General features: G+C 62.6%; 10 protein-coding genes and 1 tRNA gene. 4 read left to right on the forward strand and 7 right to left on the reverse strand.

Features of this window, described 5'->3' with window-relative positions:
• The first annotated feature begins 51 nt into the window (after positions 1–51).
• Positions 52–372 (forward strand): thioredoxin, encoded by a 321-nt coding sequence (gene trxA / locus ASS64_RS00790; protein WP_067688379.1) that lies wholly within the window; start codon positions 52–54, stop codon positions 370–372.
• A gap of 75 nt (positions 373–447) precedes the next feature.
• Here trxA and ASS64_RS00795 read toward each other — a convergent pair whose 3' ends face one another.
• From ASS64_RS00795 to ASS64_RS16775, 4 genes are read right to left on the reverse strand one after another with little or no spacing between them, the layout of a single operon-like run.
• On the reverse strand, positions 448–1,212 hold the full coding sequence (locus ASS64_RS00795; protein ID WP_067688382.1) for an inositol monophosphatase family protein: 765 nt from the start codon (positions 1,210–1,212) through the stop codon (positions 448–450).
• A 29-nt stretch (positions 1,213–1,241) separates the two neighbouring features.
• Complete coding sequence (gene argJ, locus ASS64_RS00800; RefSeq protein ID WP_067688385.1) at positions 1,242–2,468, reverse strand: bifunctional glutamate N-acetyltransferase/amino-acid acetyltransferase ArgJ; 1,227 nt, start codon at positions 2,466–2,468, stop codon at positions 1,242–1,244.
• A gap of 39 nt (positions 2,469–2,507) precedes the next feature.
• Positions 2,508–3,995 (reverse strand): spermidine synthase, encoded by a 1,488-nt coding sequence (locus tag ASS64_RS00805; RefSeq protein WP_198147606.1) that lies wholly within the window; start codon positions 3,993–3,995, stop codon positions 2,508–2,510.
• Positions 3,959–4,573 (reverse strand): hypothetical protein, encoded by a 615-nt coding sequence (locus tag ASS64_RS16775; RefSeq protein WP_198147608.1) that lies wholly within the window; start codon positions 4,571–4,573, stop codon positions 3,959–3,961. Before ASS64_RS16775 ends, ASS64_RS00805 begins: the two co-directional genes overlap by 37 nt.
• 163 nt (positions 4,574–4,736) lie before the next feature.
• Between ASS64_RS16775 and ASS64_RS00810 the strand changes: the two genes are divergently transcribed.
• A complete protein-coding gene (locus ASS64_RS00810; RefSeq protein ID WP_067688388.1) occupies positions 4,737–5,009 on the forward strand; it encodes a hypothetical protein in 273 nt (90 codons plus the stop codon).
• A 96-nt stretch (positions 5,010–5,105) separates the two neighbouring features.
• A complete protein-coding gene (gene secA / locus ASS64_RS00815; RefSeq protein ID WP_067688391.1) occupies positions 5,106–7,865 on the forward strand; it encodes a preprotein translocase subunit SecA in 2,760 nt (919 codons plus the stop codon).
• Between the two features lie 21 nt (positions 7,866–7,886).
• Here secA and ASS64_RS00820 read toward each other — a convergent pair whose 3' ends face one another.
• Positions 7,887–8,504 carry an N-acetyltransferase gene (locus tag ASS64_RS00820; RefSeq protein ID WP_067688394.1) on the reverse strand — a complete coding sequence of 206 codons (618 nt, stop codon included), beginning with the start codon at positions 8,502–8,504 and terminating at the stop codon, positions 7,887–7,889.
• Between the two features lie 63 nt (positions 8,505–8,567).
• Between ASS64_RS00820 and ASS64_RS00825 the strand changes: the two genes are divergently transcribed.
• Complete coding sequence (locus tag ASS64_RS00825; protein ID WP_067688397.1) at positions 8,568–9,308, forward strand: sulfite exporter TauE/SafE family protein; 741 nt, start codon at positions 8,568–8,570, stop codon at positions 9,306–9,308.
• 6 nt (positions 9,309–9,314) lie between these two features.
• Here ASS64_RS00825 and ASS64_RS00830 read toward each other — a convergent pair.
• Both ASS64_RS00830 and ASS64_RS00835 read right to left on the reverse strand, forming a co-directional pair.
• Positions 9,315–9,389 (reverse strand) — tRNA-Asn (locus tag ASS64_RS00830).
• Positions 9,390–9,486: 97 nt separating this feature from the next.
• Positions 9,487–10,269 carry an NAD kinase gene (locus tag ASS64_RS00835; RefSeq protein WP_067688400.1) on the reverse strand — a complete coding sequence of 261 codons (783 nt, stop codon included), beginning with the start codon at positions 10,267–10,269 and terminating at the stop codon, positions 9,487–9,489.
• Positions 10,270–10,297: the final 28 nt, after the last annotated feature.

Here is a 10,297-nt window from a genome sequence, read left to right on the forward strand (position 1 = left end):
TCGAGACTGCTGCCCACATCGTCAGCAACACGAATTTCCAGGAGATACCCCATGGCAACCACCGCCGTCACCGACGCCAGCTTCAAGTCCGACGTGCTCGAAAGCGACAAGCCCGTGCTGGTCGATTTCTGGGCCGACTGGTGCGGTCCGTGCAAGATGATCGCACCCGCGCTCGAAGAGCTGAGCGAGGAATTGGGCGAAAAGGTAACCATCGCCAAGATGGACATCATGGAAAACCCCGGCATCCCCGGCGAAATGGGCGTGCAATCAATCCCTTATCTGGTGCTGTTCAAGAATGGCGAGCCTGCAGCGCAGATGCGCGGTGCGGCGCCGAAAGGCCAGCTCAAGCAGTGGCTTGAAGGCGCACTTTAGGAACCGAGTCCCGGCGAAGGCCGGGATCTCAGGCCGTCATGCGCCCGACTTCCTGAGACCCAGCCTACACTGGGATCAGAGCTTTTCGTACAATTCGGCAAGCTCGTCCCACAGGGCAGGGCTCGCCGCACCCAGCAGGCCCGTTCGGCCCACCTCGTCCACGCGATAGGGTGAGCCGTCGGGCCGTGCCGCTTTGCCGCCTGCTTCGTTAAGCCACAGCGCACCCGCCGCATGGTCCCATGCGAGCGTGCGTTCGAAGAGCGATATGTCGTTCACACCTAGCGCAAGGCGCGGATATTGTTCCGCCGCGCAAAAGGGAATGTCGACCAGCTCGTAATGGGGCGTAATGTGACGCTTCGTCGCCTCCCGGCGATCCTCGTCCATGAAGATCATCGAAATCGCGGCGATGGGCGGTGTGCCCCCCGTCGGGCGAGCTGATACGATCTCGCCGTCGATGCTCGAGCCTTCTCCCTCGTGCGCTGCACAGAAGCGCCCCGACAGGCAATCGTAAAGCCAGCCCGACTGCGCCTCTCCCCCTTCGGCGCGCGCGATGATGATCCCGAAAGGCGGCTTGCCATTGGCGAAGTTGCGCGTCCCGTCGACCGGATCGACGATCCAGCAGGGCTGCTCGAGACTGTCGAGGATCGTTGGATCGGCATGCGCGGCTTCCTCGCCGACAAAGGCAAGCGAGCTGTCGAGTGCGGTCAGTCCTTCGCGCAGCAGCGCTTCGCTTTCCTTGTCGGCGATGGTGACAGGGTCGTTGCCGCCCTTGTCCTCGACCTCGCCCGCGGCAAGGTTGCGATAGCGTGGCATGATGGCCAGCTCGGTTACGCGGCGCATCAATGCGAGGATTTCCCGATCGATAGCGGTCACGAGCGGTAGTCCGCGTTGATCGAGATGTATCCGTGCGTCAGGTCGCAGGTCCATACGCTTGCACGGCCCGTGCCGATCCCGAGGTCGACATCCACACGGATATCCTGCCCTTCGAGGTGGCGGGCGACGGGGGCTTCGTCGTAATCGGCCAGCGGTTGCCCGTCTTTCGCCGCCCAGGTGCCGCCGAAGCCGATGGACAGCCGGTCGCGATCCGCCGGCTCGCCGGCTTTACCGACGGCCATGACGATGCGTCCCCAGTTCGCATCGCCACCCGCGATCGCGGTCTTTACCAGCGGGGAATTGGCGATCGCGAGGCCGATGGTGCGCGCGCTCGCATCGTTTGCCGCGCCGGTCACCGCGATCTCGATGAATTTCTGTGCGCCTTCGCCATCGCGCACCACGAGATGGGCGAGCTGGCGGCAGGTTTCGAGCAGCGCGGCGTAGAAAGCATCGGCCCCGGCATCGCTCCATGAAGCGAGCCGCGCATTGCCCGCCTTGCCGGTCGCGAAAACCAGCACGGTATCGCTGGTCGAAGTATCGCCGTCCACGGTGATGCAGGAAAAGGTCGTTGCATTGGCCTTGGTCAGCATCTCCTGCAGGAAGGCCGGTTCGACCGCCGCATCGGTGAAGACGTATCCGAGCATGGTCGCCATATCGGGTGCGATCATGCCGCTGCCCTTGATGATCCCGGCCAGCTCGACGCGTGTGTCGCCGATGATGGCCGAGGCGCCCGCGCCCTTGGTGAACGTATCGGTGGTACCGATCGCCCTTGCGGCGTGCTCCCACCCGCAGGGCTTGGCCGCGAGAACGGCTTCGATGCCGGCGCGCGCCTTGTCCTTGGGCAGCGGCACGCCGATCACGCCGGTGGAAGAAACGAATACCTCGTCCCCGGCGCAGCCCAGCGCCTCGGAGACCTGACCGACGATCTGCTCCACCGCCTCGCGCCCGCGATGGCCGGTGAAGGCATTCGAATTTCCCGCATTGACCACCAGCGCTTGCGCCCGACCCTGCCTGACCTGCTCACGGCCCATTTCGATCTCGCTCGAGGCGCAGGCCGATTTGGTGAAGACGCCTGCAACGCTTGTACCCTCCGCCAGTTCGGCCAGCGTCAAATCGGCCCGCTCCCAAGCCTTGTAGCCCGCGCGCGCCACGCGCAGCGTAACGCCTTCGATGTCCGCGAGGTCGGGAAAGGGAACGGCGAGGGGGGGGCGGGCGAGATCCATGTCTCGCCCGCTAGCCCCCAGCCACCGCTTTGCCAAGCGTCAGGCGGTGCGCGCGGCTCCGCGTGGGACCAACCAGAATGCGAGGCCATATAGCAGAAGGGTGGCCACCAGCAGATTGTTGTAACCGCTGAACAGGGCGAGATATTCGAGGCAGCCGCCCACGATCGTGCCAATCAGGTTCAGCGCGAATGCGCTCTGCGAATTGGAGGATTCGCGAAAGCGCTTCGCAAAGGCGATATTGGCGAGGTAGATCGGCAGGAAAGCCAGGACCGTGCCCGCCACCAGTCGCGGCCAGAACGAGAGTGTCAGCAGCCATTCGGGCTTGATCACCCAGGCGGCCGCCAGTGCCACGGCAATCGCCGCGAACACGACCTTGAGTGGCGGCGTCCTGAACCTGCGCTCCGTCTCCACCGCGGCGAGCACGACTATCAGCACGCCGGCAAATACCAGCGCATTGACGAACCAGGTGGTGCCGAAAAGCAGGGCGAAGGTCGCGATGTTCTTGGTTTCGAGCAACAGGAAAGCGGCGCCCATGAAGAACAGGTCGGCATAGGGACGCATTTCCCGGAGTGGACCGCCCAGCACGCGCACGGTCAGCACCGTGACGACGAGGATGCCGAGCAGCGTGATGGCGTAGAGTGGCGGAAAGCCTCCTCCGCGGAAATAAAGGAACGGTGCGTCGTCGGTGACAGTCCCGACCTCTTCGGCGGAGGCGCTGCGCGACCACGCCTCGCCGCAGGATTGCGAACCTTCGTGCCTGGCGATCGAGATCACCGCCTGCCGGTCTGCGAAGGTGTCGACGCAGGGCGCGTGGCCGAAGGCCTTGGCGGCGGTTCCGGCCAGCCGGTCGATCAGCCAGTCCTCGCGGTAATAGTTGTACATCGCAAAGGCGCCGTCATCGGTCAGTACACGCCTGACCGATTGCAACGCTTCGTCGGTGAACAGGAAGCTTTCGAGCCGGATCTGCGAAGCTCCGCTCACCAAGGTCAGCGAATCGGGCAATGCGAACAGGACGAGATCGTATTTCTTGTCCGTGTTCTGCAGAAAGGCGCGACCATCGTCGACGTGACGGGTGACCCGCGGATCGTCATAGGGACGATCGATGTTGTGCGCGGCACCCAATTCCATGATGACCGGATCGATATCGACCGCATCGATCGACTTCGCGCCATTGGCCAGCGCGATGGCGACGTCCGAACCGGAACCTGCGCCGATGATGAGGACATTGTCCAGATCGTCGACTGGCAAGCGGCTGTAAGGCATTTCGTAGATACGCTCGCCCTGCTCGATCTTCCATTCGGCAGGGGCCATCAACTGGTGCGGAACCTTGTTTGCACGGATCTCCATGAACCCCGGCATGCCCGGATTGCTGGTTGTTTCGACCTTGTAATAGGGCGACCAATGCGTGTCGTCGCGCAGGCTTTCCTGCGCCAGGGGGATGAGCAGCGCTACACACCAGGCTACGCTGATGATGCGTCGCTTGGAATCGGTCAGGACAAGATAGGCACGACAGCCATCAGGCCCCAAACGATCGACGGGGCGTGCAGGAAGCTGAGCGCGGTGAAGGTGAGGATGCCGGCGAGCGAGCCGATGAGGTCCCAGCGATAGGCGGTAAGCGGGGTGAGCTTGGCAAAACAGCGACCGACGAGTTCGGCCGGTCCGGCCACGATCGCCGCTACCGTCACGAAAACCAGCGGCAGGGCGAGCCAGGCCGGCGGTCCGTAAACTCTCAGCGAGGTGAAATAGATGATGTCCGAGCCGGTGCGTTCGATCGATACCGGAAATTTGACCACGGCAATGACGAGAACGACAAGCAGCGGGAGGGAGAAGGGCCAGATCGACCAGTTCTTACGGCTTATCAGAAAGCCTGCGCCGATACCGAGGAAGGAGCCGAGGAGAACGAAATTCGAGAAATAGGACAGGTGGACGACGTTCGCGCCGAGCCAGCGGATCAGCGCTAGCTCGACGAACAGCATCGTGAAGGCCGCGAGTATCAGGCGGCGAACAACCGCAGGTTTATCGTCGCTGACCGCCGTTTCGCCCATGCCGGCCTGCGAGCCGGGGCCGCTGGCGAATGGGGCGCTGTCGGCAGTGATATCGGTCAATGTCGTTCCCCCGGGTTCGGGCGGCTATCGCCCGGCGCTTCCGCGGTGCTATCGGAAATATGGTTTCAAGCAGGTAAAGAAGCGGAATTCCCCACCGGTATGCCGAGACTTTGGACGGGCGCGCGGTGGACAATGACGCGATTGACGCTATCTTGTCGCCACCATGTTCCGCCGCCTGCTCACCTGCCTGGCTATCATCACCGGCCTCGCCGCTGCCGGAGCGCCGACGCATGTCGCCGCCTCGCAGTCGCTGGGCGTCGCCTTGGAACTGAGCCAGCGGGCCGACCAGCCCGGCAAGAGCGAGACTGCCGTTTGCGAGGAACGTGATCGGCAAAGGAAGGCTCGCGACGAGAAGTCGCGGCCTTGCCGTCCAGTCGGCAAGATCAGGGTCGTCATCCCGACCGTGATGTTCGGCGCCGACCGCGCTTACGAATAACCCGCGTTCTTCATTGACGCATCAGGCCCGGCACGACAGGCGTGCGCGGGCATTTCACCTGTAGATACCTGCATAGTTTCAGGAACCCCACTTCCCATGTTCAATTCCCTCATGAAGTCCGTGTTTGGCTCGTCCAACGACCGCTACGTCAAGTCGCTCGGCAAGATCGTCAATCAGATCAACGCGCTCGAACCGCAATTGCAGGCCCTGTCCGACGAGGAGCTTGCCGCGCAGACCGATAAGTTCCGCGCGCAGTTGGCCGACGGCAAGGCGCTCGACGACATCCTCCCAGAAGCATTCGCCACTGTGCGCGAGGCTTCGGTTCGTGTCCTCGGCATGCGTCATTTCGACGTCCAGATGGTCGGTGGAATCGTGCTGCATCGCGGTGAAATCGCGGAAATGCGCACCGGTGAGGGCAAGACGCTGGTCGCCACGCTTGCGACCTATCTCAACGCGATCGAGGGCAAGGGCGTCCATGTCATTACCGTCAACGACTATCTTGCCCAACGCGACGCGGAGTGGATGGGCCGCCTGCACAAATTCCTCGGCCTGACGGTGGGCGTGATCGTTCCGAACCTCAGCGAACAGCAGCGCCGCGAGGCCTACAATTCGGACATCACCTATTCCACCAATAACGAACTCGGCTTCGATTACCTGCGCGACAATATGAAACACGAGCGCAGCCAGATGGTGCAGCGCCCCTTCAATTTCGCGATCGTCGACGAAGTCGACTCGATCCTGATCGACGAAGCGCGTACTCCGCTGATCATCTCGGGTCCGACCGAGGATAAGTCCGACCTTTACATCTCGATCGACGAGGTGGTGAAGACCTTTCCCGAGGATTGGTACGAGAAGGACGAAAAGCAGCGCAACATCCAGCTTACCGAGGAAGGCACCGAGGAAGTCGAGAAGCTGCTGGTCGAGAAGGGCCTGCTGGAAACCGAGAACCTCTACGATGTCGAGAACACGCAAGTAGTCCATCATCTCGACCAGGCCCTGCGCGCCGTCCACATGTTCAAGAAGGACACGGACTACATCGTGAAGGACGACAAGGTCGTCATCATCGACGAATTCACCGGCCGCATGATGGAAGGGCGCCGCTGGTCCAACGGCCTGCACCAGGCAGTCGAGGCCAAGGAAGGCGTCAAGATCGAGCCGGAGAACCAGACGCTCGCCTCGATCACCTTCCAGAACTATTTCCGCATGTATCCCAAGCTGTCGGGCATGACCGGCACCGCGGCCACCGAAGCGGCGGAATTCTGGGACATCTACAAGATGAACGTGGTCGAAATTCCGACCAACGTGCCCGTCGCCCGCATCGACGAGGACGACGAGTTCTACAAGAATACGCAGGACAAGTTCAAAGCCATCGCCAAGGCGATCGCCGAGAAGAATGCCATCGGCCAGCCGGTGTTGGTCGGCACGGTGTCGATCGAGAAATCCGAAATGCTCAGCGAGTTCCTCAGGCAGGAAGGCGTCGAGCACGAAGTCCTCAACGCCCGCCAGCACGAGCGCGAGGCGCATATCGTAGCGCAGGCGGGCCGCATCGGTGCGGTCACCATCGCCACCAACATGGCCGGCCGCGGCACCGACATCCAGCTGGGCGGCAATCTCGATTTCCGTGTCGGGGACGAACTTGGCGATATGGAAGATGGTGCCAAGAAGGACCTGGAGATCGAACGCATCAAGGCCGAGGTGGCTGCGGAGCGGCAAAAGGTGCTCGATGCCGGTGGACTGTTCGTGCTCGGTACGGAGCGCCATGAAAGCCGCCGCATCGACAACCAGTTACGCGGCCGCTCGGGCCGTCAGGGCGATCCGGGGCTCAGCCGCTTCTACCTGTGCTTGGAGGACGACCTCCTGCGTATCTTCGGACCGGACACGTTGTTCGCCAAGATGATGAATTCGAACCTCGAGGATGGCGAGGCGATCGGCTCCAAATGGCTGTCGAAGGCGATCGAGACCGCGCAGAAGAAGGTCGAGGCGCGCAATTACGAGATCCGCAAGCAGGTGGTTCAGTACGACGACGTGATGAACGACCAGCGCAAGGTCATCTACGAGCAGCGCGCGGAGATCATGGACAGCGAAGCGGTCGACGATGTCGTCGTGGACATGCGCCACGATGCGATCAATTCAATCGTCACGGAGGCGTGCCCGCCGGGCTCCTATCCCGAACAATGGGACATCGAAGGCCTCAAGACCCGTGTGCACGACGTGCTGACCATCGATGCGCCGATCGAGGAATGGGTCGAGGAAGATCAGGTCGAACCCGAAATTATCGAGGAGCGCCTCGCGGCCGAAGCCGACCGCATCATGGACAACAAGATCGCGGCCGCCGATCCCGCGCTGTGGCGTCGGATCGAGAAGAGCGTGCTGCTGCAGGAACTCGACGGCCAGTGGAAGGACCACCTGGCAACGCTCGATGCGCTGCGTCAGGTCGTCGGCCTGCGTGCCCATGCGCAGAAACAACCGCTGAACGAATACAAGCAGGAAGCCTTCAGCCTGTTCGAAACCATGCTCGACAAGCTGCGCGAGACGGTGACCAACAAGCTGATCCGCCTCGAACTGGTCGAACCGGCCCCGCTGCCAGAAGTGGACCTGCCCGAACTGCCGGATTTCCTGACCGGCCATATCGATCCGCTCACCGGTCTAGACAATTCGGACGATGGCGATGGTTCGCGCGGTCGCGAGGCGCTGTTCGGTGCCTTGGCTGGCAGCGCGCGCGCTGCCGCCGGGCCGGGCGGCTCGAATCCGGAGAATCCCTATGCGGGGATGGACATCAGCCGCAATGCGCCGTGCCCGTGCGGATCGGGCAATAAGTACAAGCATTGCCATGGCGCGATCGGCGCCAACGCCTGATCGGATGGTGCAGCCCTGTCGCTAGGCGCGGCGGGGCTGCCTGACCATCGGTTGCAACGGAGGGCTGCCTGGTTGGGGATGGATCGGCTCTCCCTGCGGTTCGAAACCGTAGGAGACATAGAAGCCGGTATTCGCCGGGTTCGAGTTTTCCAGATATGCGGGCAGGTCTTTTCTATCGCAGGCATCGAGCACCGGCTGGATGAGCTTGCGGCCCAGCCCCTTGCCTTGCGCGGACGGACGAACTCCGATGCTGAAGAGATAAGCGTGTTCGAAGGCGGGATGGCGTTCTTCCATTGCCTCACCGGTCTGGATACCGCGCATCACGGCGCGCGGCCCGCATTTGAAGAGTGTGGGAAGTGCGAAGGCTGCGTACTCCCGTAAGCCGAAACTGGGATCGCCTCCGGGCAGCATCCACATACAGGCACCTTCGTGGCCATGCGTGTAGCAGAGGCCGCACGGTGCGTAGATGTGCCGAGCTTGCAGGTGGAACAGATTTTCGATCCCCGCGAAATTTCCGAACAGCCACAGGTTGAACGGATCGTGGCGGAAAGCGTCGGCAGTGATATCGCCCAGCAGTCCGGCCTCGGCGGGTCCCGCCCGGGTCAGAGCTTCGCCAAGCTCGATATCGCTCCAAATCATGCGTTGCCCCTCCTGCGCGGAGCGACGCTAGCCCGCAGCGCCCGGTCGGTCTAGGCAAGCCGCATGACCGTTATCGTCGTCGCTTTCTTCGTTACGGCCCTGCTCTACGCCAGCGTCGGCTTTGGTGGCGGATCGACCTATACCGCACTTCTCGCCCTTGCCGAGGTCGATTATCGCATTCTCCCATTGCTTTCGCTGTCCTGCAATATCGTAGTGGTCGCGGGCAGTTCGGTACGGTTCGCCAGAGCCGGGATCACCCCTTGGCGCGGCGCGCTGCTGCTTACCGGTATCGCCGCGCCCGCGTCTTTTCTCGGCGGTCTCACCCCAATTGGCGAAACGACGTTTCTCGCCATTCTCGGAGCTAGCCTGGTCCTGACCGCAGGAACACTCTTGTTGCCTTCGCACGCGGTGCCGCACGCCGAACCAGCGCGCATCGCCAAGATCATGCCAGTGCTGGCTGCTCCGCTGGGGTATCTCGCCGGGTTGGTCGGTATCGGTGGCGGCATTTTCCTCGCGCCCCTGCTGCACCTTGCGCGGTGGAATGGTGCGCGAGCCATCGCCGCTACCGCAAGCCTCTTCATTCTCGTAAATTCGTCATTCGGTCTTGCCGGGCAATTGCTCAAGGGCGGGGCAGGGCGATTCGGTGCGGCAGTCGATCTCGGGCTACCGCTTTTGGTAGCGGTGGCCATCGGCGGCCAGATCGGGAGCCTGTTCGCGCTCAAATACCTGCCGCAGCGCTGGATCCGGCTGGGCACAGCCGCGCTCACCGCGTGGGTCGGCGTGCGCTTGCTATTGAATTTGTGAGAGAAATGGCTCCCCGAGTTGGATTCGAACCAACGACCAAGTGATTAACAGTCACCTACTCTACCGCTGAGCTATCGGGGAGCAGCCTGTACGGCAGGGGTGCGCCTATATGGGTGCGATTCCGGTTTGGCAAGCACGCAATTTGCAAAAACTGGGTGGGGCGGTGGGAAAGTGTTCGTCAGACCACGAATTGCTCGGCGACGATGCGCTCGTCGAGAGCATGGCCCGGGTCGAACAGCAGCGTCAATTCGCTGTCGCGCGCGATTTCGAGGTCGACCTGGGCGACATCGCGCAGCTCGCGCTGGTCGGCCACGACCGAGACCGGGCGCTTATGCTCTTCGAGTACGCGTAGCGAAATACGGCTGCGGTCAGGCAGGATCGCGCCGTGCCAGCGCCTGGGGCGGAAGGGACTGATCGGGGTGAGGGCGAGCAGGTTCGAGTCGAGCGGCAGGATCGGTCCGTCCGCCGAAAGGTTGTATGCGGTCGACCCGGCAGGGGTCGCGACCAGCACGCCATCGCAGACCAGCTCGGGAATGCGGACTTTGTCGTCGACGGTTACTTCCAGTTTCGCGGTCTGGCGTGTCTCACGCAGAAGGCTGACTTCGTTGATCGCGCAGATGGTGTGGGTTTTGCCATCCTGAGTCACCGCGCACATGCGAAGCGGTGCGATATGGTGCGGCTTGGCCTTGCCTATGCGCTTGATCAAAGTCTCGGGATTGCGATTGCGGTTCATCAGGAAACCGACCGTTCCGAGGTTGAGCCCATAGGCGGGAATGATCCGGCCCGAATCGAGCATGGCATGCAGCGTCTGCAGCATGAAACCATCGCCGCCGAGCACCACGACTGCGTCGGCCTCCTCCAGCGGCACCCAATCCGCAACGTCGCGGAAATCGGTTTCCGCCGCTTCCTGCGCACCCGGGGCGTCGGACACGATCAGGGCCAGGCGGCTGAATTCGGACATGGTCCCTCGCATCCTCCCGTCCCGACCA

The organism is Erythrobacter sp. AP23, from assembly GCF_001542855.1.
In the GTDB taxonomy this organism is placed as follows: domain Bacteria; phylum Pseudomonadota; class Alphaproteobacteria; order Sphingomonadales; family Sphingomonadaceae; genus Qipengyuania.

Bases quoted from the DNA above. Each gene is read 5' to 3' on its own strand.
- secA (WP_067688391.1), top strand. From the start codon at position 5,106: ATGTTCAATTCCCTCATGAAGTCCGTGTTTGGCTCGTCCAACGACCGC.
- ASS64_RS00820 (WP_067688394.1), bottom strand. From the start codon at position 8,504: ATGATTTGGAGCGATATCGAGCTTGGCGAAGCTCTGACCCGGGCGGGA.
- ASS64_RS00835 (WP_067688400.1), bottom strand. From the start codon at position 10,269: ATGTCCGAATTCAGCCGCCTGGCCCTGATCGTGTCCGACGCCCCGGGT.
- argJ (WP_067688385.1), bottom strand. From the start codon at position 2,468: ATGGATCTCGCCCGCCCCCCCCTCGCCGTTCCCTTTCCCGACCTCGCG.
- trxA (WP_067688379.1), top strand. From the start codon at position 52: ATGGCAACCACCGCCGTCACCGACGCCAGCTTCAAGTCCGACGTGCTC.
- ASS64_RS00825 (WP_067688397.1), top strand. From the start codon at position 8,568: ATGACCGTTATCGTCGTCGCTTTCTTCGTTACGGCCCTGCTCTACGCC.
- ASS64_RS00810 (WP_067688388.1), top strand. From the start codon at position 4,737: ATGTTCCGCCGCCTGCTCACCTGCCTGGCTATCATCACCGGCCTCGCC.
- ASS64_RS00795 (WP_067688382.1), bottom strand. From the start codon at position 1,212: ATGCGCCGCGTAACCGAGCTGGCCATCATGCCACGCTATCGCAACCTT.